Here is a 20,000-nt window from a genome sequence, read left to right as displayed (position 1 = left end):
CTTCCCTCAGGTCAACAGGTTTCCATCTTGATCCCATTCCGCTGTGGTGTTCCGTTGGCTTTGGTCCACGCATTTTGCCAACCACTCCTCGTCGTAGGAAATACCATGCTGGGCCAAGATATGGTCTGGCACTCCATCCCATACATTGGGTGTGTTGCCCTGATACCCCAATTCCTCAATTCCAATTTTGGAAGTGTAATATCCCGTCAAGGTAAGATTTCGCAACAGGGAAAAGAACTGTTTTTCGAGAGGTTGCTCTTCATCTGGTATCACCGGGTCCGGATAGGCAATCGTATCCAAGAGGGCTTCCTGTTGCTCCAATGTTGCCAATTTAAATGGGGTATTATGGTCAACATTGCACCTATGGTCCAACCACATCAAGCCCCCTCTCAGGGGAATCTGCATTTCTGGGATATCCTTGGACATGAACTCTATGAATTCCGGAACGTTTGCATCCGTTGCACTTTGCAATCCTTGGTCTTGATCGGCGGGGAGAATCAGATCACAAAGTATGGCGATGGTCTCCATCTCATGCGCATTGAAGAATGTTTCCCCAAAGAGTTCATCGTCATGGGCTTTTTCCTCTGGTGTCCTTCCATAAGTGTATTTTGGGGACTCAATGATCTCATTGTCCACACTTATCATATCGGGTTTGCACCCATGGGCCGCCAAACCTGTTGCAACACCACCAAATATGATTGATTTTAAACTTTTTCTCCTGTCCATTTCTAGATGTTCTGCTGTTTGAGTTGTTCCACAATATAGTCTGAGGTTCTCCATGAGAGCGCCAAGATGGTCCATGTTGGATTCTTGTCCGCTTGGGACACAAAGGGTCCCGCATCCACAATAAACACGTTGTCCACATCATGCAATTGTTGGTGGCTGTTGACCACGGAGGTCTTTTCATCATCACCCATACGGGTGGTGCCCACTTCATGGATTATCATACCGGGGGCCTCGATACCAAAGTTTTGCTCTTCACTAGGTCTTTCGCCCAAGGGTTCTGCCCCTATATTGTGGAAGATTTCTTCAAATGTGTCATGCATGTGCTTTACTTGCCTGATTTCATTGTCGGTCCATTGATAGTTGAACTTGAGAACGGGTATGCCGAATTCATCAACTTTTGTGTCGTCAATTTCGCAGTAGTTGCTTTTTTGTGGTATCGATTCCCCCCTTCCCGACATGCCCACGATGGAACCATAATACTTTTTGACATCCTTTCGCAAGCTATTTCCATACCCGCCTACCGTGAGGCCAAAGAATGTATTGAATTCGTTTGGATCGAAACCAAAACCATATGCCGGCATCTTCATGCCTCCCCATATCTCTAGATGGTATCCCCTTGGAAAATCCAAGTTCTTATTGTCCAACCACCAAGGTGTGTAGATGTGCATGCCCCCAACACCATCCTCATTGTAGGTAGGTTTTCTGTTCATGAGATCGGGTACAAAACTAGCTCTGCCTGTCCCGGTTGAATCATGGAGGTACTTCCCGACAATGTCACTGCTGTTGCCCAAACCATTTGGATGTTGCCTGCTCTTTGAATTTAAAAGTATTCTTGCGGTGCTGCAGGCAGATGCGGCCAACACCACTATTTTTCCCCTTAATTTGTATTCCTTCCTGTCCTCCTTGCTGATATAGGAAACCCCTGTGGCCTTCCCCTCTTGGTCCGTGGTTACCTCACGTACCATACAGTTCACAAAAAGGTCTATCTGGCCACCATTCTTTTGGGCCGGGAATATCAAACAAGTGCCAGAGGAAAAATCAGCATAGATCTGGCAGGCCCTTGAGCATTGCCCGCAGTAGAAACAGACCCCCCTGTCGTTATTGATTCTCTTGGTAAGCATGGACATCCTGGATGGATACACCGGAATGTTCGATTTTTTTGCACCTTTTATAAAGAAGAGTTCATGTAACCTTGGTTTTGGGGGAGGAAGAAAGAACCCATCAGGGTCGTTGGGCAAACCTTCATTGGTCCCGAAGACACCGATCAGTTTATCCACTTTGTCGTAATAGGGTTTTACATCCTCATATCCAATGGGCCAATTCTCTCCCAGACCATCATGGTCCTTTCCTTTGAAATCCCGAGGACCAAAACGGAGCGAAATCCGTCCCCAATGGTTGGTACGTCCCCCCAACATCCGGGAGCGGAACCATCTGAAATTGCTGTTCTCGGCATTCGTATAAGGTTCCCCCTCTATTTCCCATCCCCCATAGGCTGAGTCGAAATCACCAAATGGTCTCTTTGTGTTCGCGCCCCTCCTCGGAGACTCATAGGGCCATCTCATTTGGGTTCTTTGTTCAGGGTCTGCCGGATCAAAGAAGGGGCCGGCCTCGACAACGGCCACCTTCAATCCAGCCTCAGAGAGAATTTTGGTGGCCATTCCACCTCCTGCACCAGAGCCTACAATGATGACATCATAGACAACTGAAGATTCTATTATCTGCACTAATTGTTTATTTTTTTGCCAAAGTATAAAAATATGAAGGGAACTAATGATGATTTCTTTGTATCTGAACAAAAAGGTTAATAGAATGACAAAATAGTTGTAAGAGAGCTGATGGACAAGCCATACTTTTCCACAGGAACAACTCCCGTTCACAACGTATTGGGTAACGATCTTGTGAAAAACTGGTCTGCAATGGTTCCAGTAGTTTGAAAATTGGTGGGTCACAAGACTATGGGATGGCTTAGATATTCTCTGTTTATTGCAAAAGTTTGGAGCCGGGTTTTTAATCGATAGGGACGTGGGCGATTCAGGGATCAACGGGGAATGGCTCTGGCAAAATGTGAAATAGAGCTAGGCTCCCAAACGGTTTGACGCTTTCAACGATGCGGGGTTGGGATGAACCGATGAACAGAAAAACTTTGTTATTTTTATTGGGGACGCAACAGCAAATTGGTTCGGGTGTTTCCGATTTGATAAGGAAATGGAAAAAAGGAAAAGCACAGTTATAGGGGGCTGTTCACTGCTTTTTGGTTACCGGATTTATAGGTGCCGTGTTGCCAGCCTTAAAGGAAAATCCCAGGGAACGGTAAGGTCATTCGGTATGGGAATGCCATATGGTGCTTCCATGATATTGCGGGGTACTGGTTCAAGGCCAGAACAATAATTGATAATCAACGAACAGATGAAGAAAAATAGGAGAAGTTTCATAAAAAAAAGTGCCTCTATGGCGGCCATGGCCTCCTTAGGGGGTATTGCATATGCCCGTTCAGGACACCAAGCACAAAAAAATATAAAGCAAACTGCAGAATTGAACGGGCTTTCAAAGGATGCAGGGATAGAAATGAGCAACGCGTACTTCTGGGGAATGGAAGCCCATGCCTATTTAATAGAATTGGCGAAACAAATGGGTGCTTATGGTGCAGTGGCCGGGATAGATGGAAGACTTTTTAGGAATCCTAATGGAAAACCCTGGGAGTATGAATCCATAAAAGATGTGGTGGATGCCTGGAAATCTGTCGGGCTCAAGTATAATGTGGTAGAAGGCCCCCCATCTTTGGGCAATAAGACAAAACTGGGCTTGGAGGGAAAGGATGAAGAAATAGAGAACTTCATCACCTTTATGAAGAACGTAAAAAAAGCTGGGGTGGATGTGATCTGCTATAATTGGATGCCGGTCATTAGTTGGGCGAGGACCGACATGGCCAGACTGGGAAGGGGCGGAGCCCTAATGACCGCCTTTGATTATGATGCGGTAAAGGACAAACCTTTGACCGAGTATGGAGAATTCACCAAAGAGACGCTATGGGACAACCTAGGGTATTTTTTAAGGGCAGTGGTCCCCGAGGCAGAGCAGATCGGTATGAAGTTGGCCTTACACCCAGATGATCCACAAGTACACAGCATACAGGGAATCCCCAGGATCATGAACACTGTGGAGAATTTCGATCGGATGTTGGATATCATTGCAAGCGATTACAATGGAATTACCATGTGCCAGGGAAATTTTTCTCTAATGGGGCCTGATATCCCAACATTGATCAGGCGATGGGGAAATGCGGGTAAAATACACTTTGTACATTTTAGAAATGTCAGGGAACTCAGTGGAGAATTGCCCAGTACCAAATTTACCGAAACTTTCCATGATGAGGGAGATATCGATATGTATGAGGCCATGAGGGCCTATTATGACATTGGTTTTAAAGGTGCGATGCGCGCTGACCATGTTCCAACCATGGCGGGGGAGGAGAATAAAAGACCTGGATATATGGATCTTGGGAACTTGTTTGCCATTGGGTATATGCGAGGTTTGGCTGAATCCGTGAGCAAAGAAAAAAGGGAGGTCGGCTAGCATCAAATAATGAAGACAATTGGCGATTGTATGCTGGTCATGGGTATATAGGTTCTTTCAAAGGTTTTTTAGTCCGACACCTATACTTACTATCCATTTTTTGATAGGGATCGAAGTCAGGTTAATTCCTTATTTGGGATGGGATATCCTTTATCAAAGGTTGGTTAGTAGCTAGGTTTTCAGGGCCTATTTCTTTTCAGGGCAATCCCACGCATCAATTCCGATAAAATTTCGACCATAAATTGTAAATATTTAACCTCTTCCAAGATTACGGGAATTACATTTAGCCTTGTCTTTAAATGATGCGACCCCTCCAAAATTCTGGACAAGTGTGCATCGAAACCTTATTTAAAAAATCAGTACTATCGTGAAAAAATTAAGATTGAGTATTTGCATTGTATTTTCCACCATGGGTTGCTTTGCCCAAATTGGGGATTTCGAGCAGGCCTTGGACATCGGTGATCCGGCCGTAACGGGATCTTCCACATATGATGAGGCCACCCAGACCTATACCTTGACAGGAGGGGGCAGTAATATTTGGTTCAACCATGATGAGTTCCATTTTCTCTTTAAGAAAATAAAAGGGGATTTTATCCTAACGGCCAATTTTGAACTTGTAGGAAACGAAGATGGCAACGGCCATCGAAAGACGGGGTGGATGATACGGGAATCTACCGAAGATGATGCCGTAAGCATCAATTCCTGTTTGCACGGAGATGGATTGGTGGTACTGCAATGGCGTTTGATGAGTGGGGCCTATATGCGAGATCCCGAGGATGAGATATTTTTCCCCAAACAGTATTTTGGGGAGAGTATCATACAATTGGAACGTTTGGGAAATTCCGTTACCATGCGGATTGCCCATCCCGGTGAACCCTTGGAAGAAATGGAGACCCTGACCATGCCCGATTTAAAGGATGAGGTTCTGGTTGGGCCCTATGTGTTGGCCCATGATCCTGAGGATCGTCAAACGGCCAAAATATGGAATGTGCGGATTTCCAAACCCGTTGCCCCTAATTGGCACCCAAACCATTTGGTGGAAACAGCATCACATGAAGGAGTGGTCAGGGGAAGCAGGGTGGAAACCGTTGATATAGAAACCGGAAAAAGGAACGTTCTACACATATCGGATCATGGGTTGGCCTCCCCAAGTTTTTCAAAGGATGGAAAAGCCATTTATTTCCTTGATGGGAATAGAAGTTATTCCGTTCCCGTCAATGGACGGGGCGCCCCCATAGTGGCGGAAGATAGAATGGACGGGCCAGAAAGAAAGGGCAAAGCCAAGTTTGTATATTATAATGAGGGGAAAAGATCGACCAATCAAATTTGGCGAAAACGGGCCAATGGCAATGAGCCTGTTCAATTGACACACGGTTTGGACCATTCTTGGTACCCACATCTATCACCAGATGGGAAATGGGTGGCCTTTCTGTCAATGCCACATGATGCCAAACCTGATGAACCAGTGCGGTTCCAGAACGTAAGTATCAAAATCATGCCAACTGGGGCGGGGGCGCCGAAGACCATTGCACATTTCTATGGGGGTAAGGGCAGTTTTGATCAATATGCGTGGTCCCCTGACAGTAAATCCTTGGTTTTCGTGAGCACGTCACAATAGTGAAATGCTGCATGGCTGTACGTTTTATAAAACTATGGAACGAACCGGCGGCCATTTGGTCAACAAAAAGCAGCCTTTGGGTTAAGGCTGCTTTTTTGTATTCAATGGGTTGCATTATTGCTTGGCAAGACCCTATCTATAAATTGCCCAAATATTCCATATTGTGACGCATACTTTCCAAAGGGGTTGTTGCATATTCTTCCTGCTCAATGAAAATATGTTTTACACCGGATTTCTCTGAATTTTTTAACATAAGGGGAACATCCAGACCGCCCTTTCCAAATTCGGTGCTCACCTTTTCTTCCATGTTCATATCTTTGAGGTGCCATAGGGGAAAACGACCTTCATATCGGTTGAAATAATCCAACGGGTCCTTGCCCGCCACCACGGCCCAACCCAGATCGAGTTCCATGTGCACAAGGTCGGCATCCGTATTGTCCAAAAGTACATCATATAGGACCTCTCCATTGTGGGATTCAAACTCATATTCATGGTTATGGTACCCAAACTTGAGTCCTGCCGCCTTGCAGTCTTCTCCCGCCTTATTGAAGGCATCGGCCACTTTTTTGTAATTGTCGGATGTTTGTCCATTGGTGGGCATGGTGGAACAGATAAGATACTCCTGTCCGGAAGCTACGGCCTCCTCAATGGTCTGTTCCCACTGGTCATCCAGATGGATATGTCCACTCACCAATTTCATCCCCAAAGCCTCGCAGGTGGATTTCATATCTTTTGGGGACAGTCCATAATAATGACCCTTATTGCTCCTTGCGGTCTCAATTTTTTTGATTCCTATTTTGGCTATCTGTTCCAAAGTACCTTTCGGATCTTTCACCATTTGATCTCTAAAAGTGTACAGTTGGATACCCAATTCCTGTTTTACGTTATTTCCACCCATTGCGCAGGCAGAAGGCAGGAGCAGGGCTCCCAAAGTAAAGGCCCCTGATTGCCATAAAAATTCTTTTCGTGTAATCATCCTATTTAAATTTTTGTTGTTATTCAATTCCTTTGCCGGTAGCGGCATAAAAAATACCACCATAGAGATGTGCCAAGAACCATGGGTTTTGATATGTTTTTTCAATATGCCCAAGGGCCGTGTAAAATGCACGACCTCCATCAAATTCATGGTACCATGCTATGGGATGAAAATCGCCCATTCCCCTGCCAACACGGTCGACTTTTTCACCGGAGGCAGTCAGGTCCCGATCGGCCCAAATCACCTCTGGGTCATAGGTATTTTCATCTACACTGATGAGATAGTTCAATCCACTCACATTTTCTTTGCCAAATTCATACCACTCGTCCGTCCACAACAGGGTTTCGGGAAAGTGTTCAAGGCCGGGGAAATTATGGTCGACTATTTTTAGTTTGGCAGTTTGTTGGACGGGATGGATGTGGAACATACGTCCTACCAGTTGGGTGTACCATTCCCACTCATACTCTGTATCGGATGCGGCATGGATGCCCACATATCCCCCGCCTGATCTGATATACCTTTCAAAAGCAGCCTGTTCCCCGTTATCGAAGATATTGGCCGTGGTACTTAAAAAAATGACCACGTCATATTCTTTAAGGCCTTCATCCGTAATATTTCTGGCCTCTTGTTGTCGGTGGAGTTCAAAATTATGGGTCAGTGCAAGTTCTTCCAAGGCCTGAATACCATTGAGAATGGATTCATGGTGCCAACCGGCAGTTTCTGTGATCAATAGGGCCTTGAACTGTTTTTGTGCCACAGTGCTTTCAGTAAAAAAAAGGAATACAAACAGAAGTGTTCCAAAATGAAAGAACAGACATTTCTTTTTGCTTTTGCAATTGAGTTCAATAGGGAAATTTGTTTTTTTCTTCATGTCTTAGAAAATTTTGTTTTTGATTCGCTTGGAAAAATGAGAAGGAAAGCTGGTGACCTTCCTTCTCATGCAATTCAAACTTGGTAATAACTAAACTAAAAAAAAACTAACTTAAACTCTCATTTACCCGAATTGCTAACAAATGCTATATGCTTACTGTCAGGTGACCAAGAATTTACATTGATGGTTCCTTGGCCTCCATACAAATACGCAATCACTTTTGGTGCACCTCCCGAAGTTGGCATCAACCGTAACATTACCCTTTTGTATGATGGGTGTGCGTTCAACGTAATGTCAGGCATAAAAGAAATAAAGGCGATCCATTTTCCATCCGGGGAAATATGGGGGAACCAATCGTTATATTGGTCAAAGGTCAACTGTTCTTTTTGACTACCATCAGGTTTCATTCGCCACAACTGCATGGTTCCGCCATTTTTGGACCCGTTGTAGTAAATGTATTTTCCATCAGGGGAATACTCACATCCGTCAACATGTTCCAACTTCCCATTATTGGTGAGCTTCACCTCATTTCCGCCCCGAATCGATTTTTTGTAGATATCATAGATGTCAGATCCATTGCGCCTGGCCACATATACCAAGTCCCTGTTGTTTGGGGCCCATCCGTGGAGGTAGGAAGGGGGGGTCGTTGTCACAGGTTCAGGTTCCCCGCCCTCAAGTGGTAAATAAAATACATTGGAGCCATTGCCATCGTTGTGGCTAATGCCCAACAACTTCCCATTGAAGGAAATACAATGGTCGTTGTTCAATCTGTCCGCCGAGCCGGTATTCAACTTTTCCAGTTCGCCTCCGGACACTGGTATGGTATAAAGTGATCCTTCCATGTTGAACAACAGTTCATCGCCGTTTGGCATCCAGTTGGGTGCCTCAAAACGACTGTCCTTTTCAAAGATGACCTTACGTTTGCCATCAAAAACATTCATAGTTTCCAATCTACACCCGATCCACCCTTCGGCACTTGGATCATAATCTTCGGCAACCGGCTGGTCGATCCGCACATTCCATACGTTGGCACTTTCAATGACATCCTCAACATGGGAACAAATAACGATTCCCAACAAGACTTCTTCCGGCATGAACTCCAACTTTTTTGAGCTTATGAGTTGAAGGGGTTCTCCCTCATGGGCAGCCCTGACAATAAAGGTATTGCCCCGCCTTTCCAATTGGATGATATCGTAGTAGGATTTGGCGGCCCAAACATCATCAAAGGGATTTTGCATGGCCGCTCCTTTTCGTTCCCTCCACTGACCAGCGGTCAGGCCATCACCGTGTAAAAATCCCCCAACCATGACCGAATTGTCATCTTCCGAGGCACGGGCCATCCAACCAATCTTTCGATGCACCTCGTTGATGCCTTCAAATTTGAAGTTGCCCGTGGCAATGAAATCACCCTTGACCTTATTGTACAGGTAACGGTGCTCGTCGCGTTGTCCCCATATGTTATATCCAGCACCTTTAATGGTGTAGGTTTGGGTGGCATCATTATATGCGGCCGAACCGGCCAATTTAGGATTGCCGATATCTTTGTTGTATTGGAAAATGCCTATTGGATTTTCTTGAGCCATTGTGATTAGGGATAATAGGAACAACGAAAGTAAAGTAATCGTATTTTTCATGAGTTTAAGAGCGGATTTTAGTGAAATGATAAATTCTTGATCAGTTAAAATTTAGATAGGACAATATTAGGGAGCCCCGTCACTTGTTAGGTAGAAAAGCTGTTATTAAAGGTTGAAATTATATCTTTTGTGAATGCATTGGTCGGGATACATGCCCGAGATTTTGGAACATGTGAACCCTGTTCCATTCGGAGTATTCTTCAGTGAAGGTTTTTACATGTTATTGCTTTTTTGGATCAAGGAACAGGGAATGACTGTGAAAGTAATTCCAATGGTCCTTGGTTGTTGGCAATCACTACGCTGAATCCATTGTCCTTCTTTATCAAGCCAAGGGTCTTAACGTCATATGCCATGTTTATCCCACTTTTGGAATAGGGCATTGGGCTAAAACCACATTCACCATCACCCAGTAACAGTAGGCCTATTGAGGCATCGTTGCGAGGGGTCTCGATTTCTGACGCGTACAGATTGCCTCCGATGATCACATCGAGAAGGCCATCATTGTTGAAGTCCTCGATCAAAATATCGTTGATGGGAGATAATTGGGCCATCAAAGGAAGTTGCTTTGATTCGTAGCTGCCCTTCCCCTTGTTTTCCAGTAAGACACTGGCGAAGGACTTTACGGTAAAATGTTGGGACTCCTTGAGATTTTCCTTGCCATATACTTCTTCCAAAGAAGCTTGGGCAAACGAATTGTAATCCTTGAACTTAAGTTGGATTGCCGGTATTTGTTCTGAGGAGCATTGCCGTCCCCTTACCGGGTATAGAACTCCTTCATTGTGATATCCGAGGGCAATATCCGTGTTTCCGTTCTCATCAAAATCATTGGCGTATAACTCAAAGGAGGCCTCTGGGGTCGCCTGATATTTATAGTTCAATCCGAGATTGCCGACAATGATATCGACATCACCGTCCTTATCGAAATCCGCACCGTCGATACTGGACCACCACCCTGTGGTATCCGCAAAACCAAAATCCGATGTCCTGTCGATGAATCTTCCATTTTCCTGACTATAAATGGTCAAGGGCAACCATTCCCCCACCACAATTAGGTCCGTGGTGCCATTTTCATCAAAATCATTCCAAAGCGCATCGGTGACCATGCCGATATCAGCCAGCCCAGGGGCCAGTTCATCCGTGGCATCCACAAATTTTGGAACACCTTGGTCCATTTGGTTGACCAGCAAGTAGCTTCGACCTGGATTTGGATAATTTTGTGGTGAGATCCTTCCCCCCACAAAGAGATCGATATCCCCATCATGATCAATGTCCGATGGAATTACACGGGAACCGCTTCCCGTGATCTTTGGCAGGATCCCTTCCGATTTCTGAAAAGTACCATTGAAGTTCAAGTATAGCCTGTCCTGGAACATTTCCTCATCCGTAAACCCATTGCCTCCACTGACAACATACAGATCCTGGTTGCCATCATTATTGGCATCAAAGAATAGGGCACCCAAGTCCTCATATTTTTTGTCCTGTTCCCAGATTCCATGTGTCAAAACAAAAGTTTCATCAGGTTGCTGTACATACATGGCCGCTGGAAATCCGGCGCCATTTCCTACGAAGATATCATCAAGTCCGTCCCCATTGATATCGGCAACGGCCATGGCGGGACCAAAATTTGATAATTTGTGCGGAAGCAGTACTTGTTTGCCAAAATCGTTGTAGGGGTTTTCACTGTGCCAGAAAATCGTGTCAAATTTCTGAAGGGTCAATTGGAACATCTGTTCCATCGTGGCTTCAGGTCTTTCCTGTTTTTGATTTTCACCTTTGGTGAAGGTTAGGGTCTGGTCCGCATTGATGTCCACGGAAACTTCCCGGGAACCATCGCTCCAATCCACCATCAATGAATCGATCTTGTTGCTCTTCCCCAAGCCGAAATGAAGCACTGGCTCCATAAAGGATTGGAACCCTTTGGTTGGATTCAAATGGAAAAATTGGGTCAGGCCGCCACTTATGACCGTTACCTTGGTACCAATACCCATGTGGTTTGGTTGATCTGATACCAGTTTAACCCTTAGGTAATGCCCATCCTTGATTTCTGAGGTATTGTTCTGGAACACACGACACGTATCATCTATATTGTTCACCACCAAATCCAAGTCTCCGTCATTGTCCAGGTCACCATAGGCGGCCCCGTTGGAAAACCCTTTATAGGTCAGGCCCCAATCCTCGTTTACTTTTTTGAACTGTAGCCCATTGGTATTCTTGAAAATATAGTTGTCAATTTTTTCTGAGGGCATCTCATTGACCAAATCGACCAAAGAGGCCTTATTGAGGTCAACATGGTCTTTTTCAAGGTTCTTAAAAAAGTCCTTGTTGTTGATTTCCCTACGGGTTCCGTTGGTGATGAACAAGTCTTTCCAACCATCATTGTCAAAATCGGCTATCAGGGGACCCCAGCTCCAATCCGTGGAGGAAATGCCGGCCATCCATCCAATGTTGCTAAAAATAGGAAGACCATCGGCATCCATGCCTTGGTTGAGCTGAAAAGAGTTGTACATGTACTGGTAATGGAACCCATGGTTGACCGTGCTCCAAAAAAGACCGACATTCATGCTGGCCATATTGGCCTTTGAACGCCGATTGTCCTCCGGGGCCATATCCATTTGGACGAGGTCCAATAATCCATCATTGTTCACATCTTCGGCGTCCGTACCCATCCCGTAAAACGAAACCTGTTTTGTGGCTTCGCTCAGTTTATCGGTAAAAGTGCCATCCCCATTATTGATATAGAGGTAATCCGGGGTACTGAAATCATTGGAAACGTAGATGTCGTCCCATCCGTCGTTGTTGTAATCCGCAATGGAGGAACTCACCGAGAGACCAAAATTCAGTAAACCGGACTTTTCAGTAACATTGGTAAATGTACCGTCGCCGTTGTTGGTGTACAAATGATCGCTCTTTGCCATATCCGCCCGGTTTATCATCATTCGATATACCGTATTGGCCGTTTTAAAGTCCGTTATGGGATAATTGATGACGAATAAATCCAGATCCCCGTCTTTGTCATAGTCAAAAAATGTGGATTGTATGGATTGGCCATTGTCGTTTATACCATATTCTCCAGCTCTTTCCGAAAAAGTCAGGTCCCCATTGTTGACATAGAGTTGATTGCTTTTGTTCCCATTTTTCCCTGAAACACTAAGATAGATGTCCAAGTGGCCATCATTGTTGATATCCACAAGGCTCACACCTGTATACCACCTGGAATCACCGCTGATTCCTGCAGTTTGGGTAATATCCTCGAATTTCATTCCTCCCTTGTTCAGGTAAAGCTTGTTGTCCACCATATTTCCGGTTAGGAAAATATCGGCAAGGCCGTCATTGTTGATGTCACCAATAGCAGTGCCACCACCCATGTACATGTACTGGTATGTGAAGTAATTTAAGGAATCGCTCTCTGTTAATTGGTTGGTGAAGGTGATTCCGGTGGATGCACTGTCAAGCAATGTGAACCTTTTTGTTTCGCTCTCAGGATTTTGATTCGTGCAAGCTGACAGAAAAATGGATATTGCCAGAAAGAGAAGGCTTTTAATCAGGGTCTTGGTCATAATATGGACAAAAAGTTTTTAAGTGATTCACTTTCTAAACTATCTATGTTATTTGTAAGGAAGTTTTTGGAAATGTCATGATTTGGCCAATACCATCGCTTCTAAACAAATTTCATAGCCTCTGGATCCCAATGTATTATTTTTTGCTCAAAATAACTTTTGTTGGCCCCTAGGGCAGCGGCAGCGGCACGGAACCCAAAAACAGCATCTTCCACTACGGTACTGCCCGTGCGCATGGAATCGAAAAAGTTAGAGAAATGGTCCTCATGATCACTATAGTTGTTGCTGATCCTGAACTCCATTTCGCCGCTTTCCGCAACATTGGCCGGAGGAGTGGGATATTTTTGTTTGTACCATTTTTCGAATTCCCGTTGATTGGCCTCGTCAAACGTATCGAATGAGTCCCAACCATCGTATCCGGGTTGATCGGATACTTTGCTCCGGGTGACCCTGACGGAGTTCCCGCCTACGGTCATGACCCCTTCGGTGCCCACCAATCGGATTCTTCCCCCACCACCTCCACCATCAATGAAGTTTACACGGATCTGCATATTGAACGCAGGGTGGTTTTTGCTCTCAGGATAATCATAACACCCAATCATGACATCGGGCACATCACGGCCATCCTTCCAATAGCGAAGGCCTCCGGTAGTGTACATTTTGGAGGGGCCGGAGGAGCCGATAACATAGTGGATACCGGAGAATAGATGGATGAACAGGTCTCCGGCCACACCGGTGCCATAGTCCTGATAGTTTCGCCACCTAAAAAAACGTATGGGGTCAAAGGCAATCTTTGGTGCATCTCCCAAAAAGCGGTCCCAGTCAATGGTTTCCGGTGAGGCATCCAATGGTATGGAATAATTCCAGGCACCAAGGTTCGATTGACGGTCGTTCCAGGTTTCGGCCAGTACCAATTCCCCTATTGCTCCATCGTCGTACAGTTCCTTTGCTTTTTTATAGACCAAAGAACTTACCCGTTGACTGCCCACTTGGAACACTTTGTTGTTCTTCCTTTGGTTTTCAATGACGGCCCATCCTTCCTCGATGTTGTGTACCATCGGTTTCTCACAATAAACAGCTTTGCCGTGGTCCATGGCATCCATGGAAATCCGATCGTGCCAATGATCGGGCGTGGCTATGATAACGGCATCAATATCGCTCCTTTTTAAAACTTCTTTATAATCATTTGTGGTGAATATATCCTTGCCAAAGACTTCTTTGGCATGTTTTCGCCTCCCTTCGTAGAGATCACAAGCTGCCACTAGTTTTGTTCCCGGTGTAGCCAAGGCTGCACGGGTATCGTTGAATCCTTGGATGCCCATTCCAATGGTCGCTATTTGGATGGTATCGTTAGGAGTATATTTTCTTTGGGGCTCATTGATGGCAAAATAGGGCCTGTCCTTTGAATTTCCCAACATCAAAGTGGGTGTTGTCCCTGCCAACAATGCGGTTCCCGATAGCTTTTTTATAAAAGACCTTCTTTGGTTTGAACTTGCTTTTTTCATTGTTCGTTGTTTTTTTGGAATCAAAATTTTAGTTGCCCTTCATCATGAAAATGGCCACTTTTAGAACCCTTCAAATTCCCAATAAATATTTATCGATAAAACCAAAGGGTGCAATTCCCGACGAGCACCCTTTGGTATAAAAATGAAGGTAGTGATACTTGTTTTTATTGCCATTCTGGATTTTGCTCCAATACACCATTGCTCAAATCTATGGCTTCTATGGGTATTGGAAAAACACTGTGCTTCGGCAATACAGGAATGCCAAGGTCTATACCCGGAATGGTTCGTTCTTCATTGGGGAAGTAAGTGTTCATGGTGGATTCCAGTACTCCCCAACGTGCCAAATCAAAGTACCTGTGGCCCTCCATGCCCAATTCAAGTCTTCTTTCAAAACGAACGGCTTTCCTTGCAAACGCTTGATCGGGAAATGAAACATAGGGTTCCACTTGATAATTTGTTGGGTTCACGCCTTCCACGGTGGGGACATAGGTCATGTTTTTGGCCCTGGTCCGGACTTGGTTCACATAGTCAAGTGCAGTATCCAGATCACCGGTTTCCACTGCTGCCTCGGCGGCCATCAACAATACATCCGCAAAACGTATGATATTGTAATTTATTCCAGAGCGATCTTGGCCCCATGGCCCTCCCGTGGACCGTGCTTCTGGCTCCGAGGCCCTGTAAGTGTTTTTGGCCGCTAAATAAGGCCCCCCTGCGGATTGCACCCTTACCCAATCGAAACCTGGATTTCTTCCAAATCCGTTGAAATCAATGTCCCGTCTCCCAACGGTATAGTCCAATCTGGGATCTAAAGGTCCACTATGCACCGTAAAGGGCTCATCGGAAGCAATGCCCTGGTCATTGGTGACATCCGTTTGGTTCCATGTATCCAATAGAGGCAGACCGGATGGATCTGTTTGAAAGGAGTTTACAAGGTCTTGCGAGGGCTGATAAAAGCCGCAGCAGGTATTCAAGGGTCCACCTCCCGGATGGTTTAGGGCACCTCCCCGGTTTCCATTGAAGGAATCTCCACTATCGTTGAAAAATTGGATGCTAAAGACGGCCTCCACTCCATTTTCCCCACGGAGGTTGAAATTGTCCACATATTCAGTATGGAGCCCGTAAGGCCCATTGTTAATGACATCCTGGAACACGGCTAATGCTTCGGTGAATTTTTCTTGATAGAGATAAACTTTGCCCAAATACGCTTTGGCGGCCCAACTATTGGCCCTTCCCACTTCGCCACTTACCTCTGGTAGGTCGTCTATGGCTGCCTGGAAATCCTCTTCGATTTTATCCCATATTGGGCCGGGGTTCGGTTTATTGGGGTCATTGAGGTCCTCTTCGCTCAAAAATGGAATGTTCCGAAAGGTACGTTGCAGTTCAAAATTAAAATGTCCCCTTAGAAACCTTGCCTCGGCTATCTGTTGGGTAAGATCCACACCTTCGATGGCTGCGGCTTGGGCAAGGACGGCATTGGCGCGGTTGACCCCAGCAAACGGTCCGACCCATTCGTCCCTGATGTAGGGATTGTTGGTGGCCCAGTCGAAGTGTTCCAACAAATAAAGTTCATTTTGGTCCCCATTGGTGGCTCCTTTGTGGGCATCGTCCGACACTACATCAAACCACCAGTTATCACCACTTGATCTGTAATCCTGGGTAAGACCGAACCGAAATCCATCGAGCATGGAATAGGCCCCGATCAAAAGAAGATCGACCCCCTGTTCGTTTGCCAATGCATCGGAATTAAGACTTCCCTTGGGTGCAATGTCCGTGAAATTCTCAGAACATGAAAGAAGTATTAAGAAAACGCAAAGTGTTTTGACTATTGTTTTTTTCATTTTAGTGAGTTTTTAAAGTTATGTTCAGAAGTTGAAGTTCAAGCCTAAAATATATGTTCTAGGTTGTGGAAATCGTCCATCATCAACTCCTATGGTTAGATCACCTGCAGGGGGATTTGGATCATCTCCAGCGGCAGTTTGACCAATTTCAGGTTCGGATCCGTTGTAATCCGTTATTGTGAAAAGATTTGTTCCTTGCACATAGACCCTGGCATTGGTGATGCTCAAACTGGGAATTTCAAAATTGTACCCGATTTGAATGTTCCGTAGACGTAGGTAGGATCCATCCTCTACAAAGTAGGAGTTTGGTTGGGATTCATTGTTTCGGATACTGGTGCTGAGAGCCGGAAGGCTGGCATCAGTATTGTTAGGTGTCCAAGAATCCAAAACCCTTACACTTCTATTGCTATTAAGGAATGTTGGGAAATCGCTCTCGATTTTTGCGAAATGGTACAGTTCGTTTCCATGAACCCCTTGGAGGAATAGGGTCATGAAGAAATCCTTGTAGCTCAAATTGGCATTTATCCCATAGGTGAAATCTGGATGTGGATTTCCTAGAATGGTCCGGTCATCATCATTGATCACGCCGTTTCCATCAATATCGCGGTACCTAAACCTACCAACACCGTCCTCAGCAGTGGCAAATCCCTGATCAGGAGCATTGGACACTTCATTGGTGTTTTGGAAAATTCCAATAACGTCACGTCCAAAATAGTAGGAAATAGGCTGTCCACTACTACTTCTGGTAATGGTTCCAGATCTAAATACAGATCCATTCAAAAATGCATCGGGGTTGTTACTGTTGACCTTTACAAGCTCATTCTTATAGGCTGATACGTTCAATCCAATATCCCATTTTAGTTGGGATGTTTGGTCAGGGTTGAAATAGTTGATGGAGAAATCAACCCCTTTGTTGTTCACTTCGCCCGCATTAATGAATGCTGGATTGGCATCAATGGATGTTGTTGGCAATGGGCTCGCTATGATCATATCCTTTGTGGTGTTGTTGAAGTAATCCACAGATATGCTCAGGTTGTCATCAAAGAACCTAGTGTCCAAACCAATGTTGAACTGATTGGAACGTTCCCATTTTAAATCCTGGTTCCCCAAGGAGGATAGAATGGCACCCGTTGCCACGGAAGCACCACTTATGGGATAAAACCCTACCTCCTGTTGTGCCTCTAAAATGTTGACATCGGGGTTAGGCACTGGAATATCTTGATTTCCAAGTTGGCCATAGGATGCCCTTAGTTTTAAGTAAGACAGCCAAGAATCATCGGGCATAAAGTTTTCCTCACTGACGACCCAACCAACGCTGGTTGACGGAAAGAGACCGGTATTGTTTCCTTCGGCGAAACGAGAGGTTTTATCATGCCTCAATGAAATTGAAGCCAAGTATTTGTTCTTGTAGGAATAATTGGCATTGAACAGGAAAGAGAACAATGTACTGGCCTCCCAACGACTGTCTATTATGGAAGGCGTTCCCGTTCCAGCTCCCAAAATGAAGAAATCAGTGTCCTCCAAAAGGAAATTCTGCACTCGGGTCGAGGTTATCCTAAAATCTTCCTTAACGGCCTCAACACCGCCCAATAGCTGGATGTTGTGTTCACCAAAATCTTTATCCCAACGTAAGGTGTTGCTCCATATCCAGGAAATGGAACGGCTCTGGGTCTCTGTGAGTGCATTGGTCTTTGGTTCAGGAGCTTCTGGATTGGCCCTTGCAATATCATTTGACAAATTGTCCACCACGTTGAATCCAAAAGTCGATTTGGCGGTAAACCCATCCAAGAACTTCACTTCGGTATAAACATCCCCAATAAGGCGTAATGCCCGATCGAAATTATCCTTCCCACGAATCAATTCCGCTACAGGATTGGACACGTTGCTCAGACCCGCTGCGGTTGAAGGTCCTCCACCGGCAAAGTTCCCAGCTTCGTCATATATGGGGACCAATGGGGGCATGCGTTGGGCATTTCCCACTTGGTTCTGGGCAAGCTGATCGGTGAAAGAGGCGCTTAAATGTTCCCCAACACGAACATTGTCCAGAATGTCGAATTCTGTATTGATCCGGGTAACGATTCGCTCAAAACCGGTATGCAATTGTATCCCCTCCGTATTTTGATATCCCACGGACATCAGATAACGGCTTTTTTGATTGCCACCACTGACGGATAGGTCATAGTTTTGGATAATACCTGTCTGAAATATCTCGTCCAACCAACGGGTATCACCACTCCGGGTAATTTTATTGTCATTCACGTCATAGGGCATGGTATCCGTTCCCCGTATGAATTCTGGGATTGTGGCGGTAGGGCCATTGCCATATTGGGGATGGGTCGGGGTGACACCGTCATTGTTGAAACTTTCCCAAAGAACGTCACCCAATTGTTGTGCATTGAGAACATCCTGTGTTTTGGCTACAGTTTGAAAGCCTACATAGGAGCTAAAGCTGATGGAGGGCTTTTCATCCCTGGATCCCGATTTTGTGGTAACAATGACAACACCATTGGAAGCTCTTGCCCCATATATGGCAGCAGAAGCATCCTTGAGGACGTTAATGGACTGTATATCGTTGGGGTTTATCTGACTCAAGATATTGGCATCCGTGGTCTGCATGCCATCAATGACCAATAGAGGGCCATTCTCATTGGTGGTACCAAAACCCCTGATGCGGATCAATGGGGTACTGCCCGGTTGTCCTCCGCCAACGACATGTACACCCGATGCTCTACCTTGGAGTGCCTGTCCCGCATTTTGGATCGGGACATCCAAGGCTTCCTCCGTATCGACTTGCACCATTGCTCCTGTGACCGTGGCCTTGGATTGTGTGGTATAACCTGTAATGACAACCTCATCCAATTGCCTGGCATCTTCCTGTAATGTGACATCAATGGTCGAATTTCCATTAATGGCGATTTCTTGGGTGGTAAACCCAATGTATGAAAAGACCAAAACAGCATCGCTGCCGGCCTCAATGGAATAGTTACCATCAAAATCCGCTGTGGTGCCATTGGTGGTGCCCTTGACAATCACATTGGCGCCAGGTAAGGGCATTCCACTGGCATCGGTCACGGTTCCGGTAATGGTCAGCTGAAGAACAGAATTTTTGGGACTTTCGACCCGATTTTCAAAATTGGCCCATGTGATCTGCGTACATAGACAAATAATCATTGATAGGAGCCAAATGGTTCTGGGCAACCTTTTTTCTTTGGGCCCTATCCGATGATAGACTTTTCTTTGATCCATAATGATTTCAGTTTGTTAGTTAATTAAGGTTAAAAATGAAGTTCCGTTGCCAATCCACCAGATAGGGTTCCAGAGGGTTGGAGGACTTTCATAGCGTTAGATAATGTGAAAGTAACCTTACTTAATTCGGATTAGGTCGAATAACAGTTTTAAGAAGTCGAATTATTATCATGATTCATTTTAAGTATTTAAAACATTGATAATGAGGTGCATGAAGTAAATATTTGGAATTCCTGAATAGGTGTTTGTGGTGTGGTAAGGTCAATATCCATAAGAAAATTTCTATACAGGAGGAATTTTTGAAGGAAATTTCCCATACGTTTTTCGTTCCCCATTTCTTGCTCCCCTTAGAAAATTATGTATGGAGTGAGGGGTATTTGTGAGGATTGTTCTTGGATTATCATTGAACGTTTTAAGGACGCATTCAAGAAATGTATCCCATAGAGCGATATTCAT

11 protein-coding genes are annotated in these 20,000 nt (G+C 45.1%); 2 read left to right on the top strand and 9 right to left on the bottom strand.

All coding sequences use genetic code 11. The features are described 5' to 3' along the window. Positions 1-6: 6 nt before the first annotated feature. Positions 7-726, bottom strand: a complete 720-nt coding sequence (locus FG28_RS02435; protein ID WP_036379625.1) for a gluconate 2-dehydrogenase subunit 3 family protein — start codon at positions 724-726, stop codon at positions 7-9. Between the two features lie 2 nt (positions 727-728). Next, positions 729-2,450, bottom strand: coding sequence for a GMC family oxidoreductase (locus tag FG28_RS02430; protein ID WP_036386072.1), 1,722 nt, complete (start codon positions 2,448-2,450; stop codon positions 729-731). Positions 2,451-3,132: 682 nt separating this feature from the next. On the opposite strand from FG28_RS02430, the gene FG28_RS02425 reads away from it, so the two are divergent. Beyond that, positions 3,133-4,299 (top strand): mannonate dehydratase, encoded by a 1,167-nt coding sequence (locus FG28_RS02425; RefSeq protein ID WP_036379623.1) that lies wholly within the window; start codon positions 3,133-3,135, stop codon positions 4,297-4,299. A 367-nt stretch (positions 4,300-4,666) separates the two neighbouring features. After that, positions 4,667-5,917, top strand: a complete 1,251-nt coding sequence (locus tag FG28_RS02420; protein ID WP_197062542.1) for a PD40 domain-containing protein — start codon at positions 4,667-4,669, stop codon at positions 5,915-5,917. Between the two features lie 136 nt (positions 5,918-6,053). On the opposite strand, the gene FG28_RS02415 is transcribed toward FG28_RS02420, so the two are convergent. The 7 genes from FG28_RS02415 to FG28_RS02385 form a co-directional block, all read right to left on the bottom strand. After that, positions 6,054-6,893, bottom strand: a complete 840-nt coding sequence (locus tag FG28_RS02415) for a sugar phosphate isomerase/epimerase (RefSeq protein ID WP_036386068.1) — start codon at positions 6,891-6,893, stop codon at positions 6,054-6,056. Between the two features lie 19 nt (positions 6,894-6,912). Continuing rightward, positions 6,913-7,764, bottom strand: a complete 852-nt coding sequence (locus tag FG28_RS02410) for a ThuA domain-containing protein (RefSeq protein WP_081894193.1) — start codon at positions 7,762-7,764, stop codon at positions 6,913-6,915. Positions 7,765-7,883: 119 nt separating this feature from the next. Then, complete coding sequence (locus tag FG28_RS02405) at positions 7,884-9,398, bottom strand: TolB family protein (RefSeq protein ID WP_036379621.1); 1,515 nt, start codon at positions 9,396-9,398, stop codon at positions 7,884-7,886. A 236-nt stretch (positions 9,399-9,634) separates the two neighbouring features. Then, complete coding sequence (locus FG28_RS02400; RefSeq protein WP_197062541.1) at positions 9,635-12,853, bottom strand: FG-GAP-like repeat-containing protein; 3,219 nt, start codon at positions 12,851-12,853, stop codon at positions 9,635-9,637. Between the two features lie 203 nt (positions 12,854-13,056). Next, a complete protein-coding gene (locus FG28_RS02395; RefSeq protein WP_036379616.1) occupies positions 13,057-14,460 on the bottom strand; it encodes a Gfo/Idh/MocA family protein in 1,404 nt (467 codons plus the stop codon). A 164-nt stretch (positions 14,461-14,624) separates the two neighbouring features. Further along, positions 14,625-16,298, bottom strand: a complete 1,674-nt coding sequence (locus FG28_RS02390) for a RagB/SusD family nutrient uptake outer membrane protein (RefSeq protein ID WP_036379614.1) — start codon at positions 16,296-16,298, stop codon at positions 14,625-14,627. Positions 16,299-16,322: 24 nt separating this feature from the next. Continuing rightward, positions 16,323-19,544, bottom strand: a complete 3,222-nt coding sequence (locus FG28_RS02385; protein ID WP_051947158.1) for a TonB-dependent receptor — start codon at positions 19,542-19,544, stop codon at positions 16,323-16,325. Positions 19,545-20,000 lie beyond the last annotated feature (456 nt).

The sequence above is a fragment of the Muricauda sp. MAR_2010_75 genome, assembly GCF_000745185.1.
Lineage (GTDB): Bacteria > Bacteroidota > Bacteroidia > Flavobacteriales > Flavobacteriaceae > Flagellimonas.
The sequence above is the reverse complement of the archived record's forward strand: the minus strand, read 5'-3'. Positions and strand labels throughout refer to the sequence as shown.

Bases quoted from the DNA above. Each gene is read 5' to 3' on its own strand.
- FG28_RS02405 (WP_036379621.1), bottom strand. From the start codon at position 9,398: ATGAAAAATACGATTACTTTACTTTCGTTGTTCCTATTATCCCTAATC.
- FG28_RS02395 (WP_036379616.1), bottom strand. From the start codon at position 14,460: ATGAAAAAAGCAAGTTCAAACCAAAGAAGGTCTTTTATAAAAAAGCTA.
- FG28_RS02410 (WP_081894193.1), bottom strand. From the start codon at position 7,764: ATGAAGAAAAAAACAAATTTCCCTATTGAACTCAATTGCAAAAGCAAA.
- FG28_RS02435 (WP_036379625.1), bottom strand. From the start codon at position 726: ATGGACAGGAGAAAAAGTTTAAAATCAATCATATTTGGTGGTGTTGCA.
- FG28_RS02390 (WP_036379614.1), bottom strand. From the start codon at position 16,298: ATGAAAAAAACAATAGTCAAAACACTTTGCGTTTTCTTAATACTTCTT.
- FG28_RS02415 (WP_036386068.1), bottom strand. From the start codon at position 6,893: ATGATTACACGAAAAGAATTTTTATGGCAATCAGGGGCCTTTACTTTG.
- FG28_RS02425 (WP_036379623.1), top strand. From the start codon at position 3,133: ATGAAGAAAAATAGGAGAAGTTTCATAAAAAAAAGTGCCTCTATGGCG.
- FG28_RS02385 (WP_051947158.1), bottom strand. From the start codon at position 19,544: ATGGATCAAAGAAAAGTCTATCATCGGATAGGGCCCAAAGAAAAAAGG.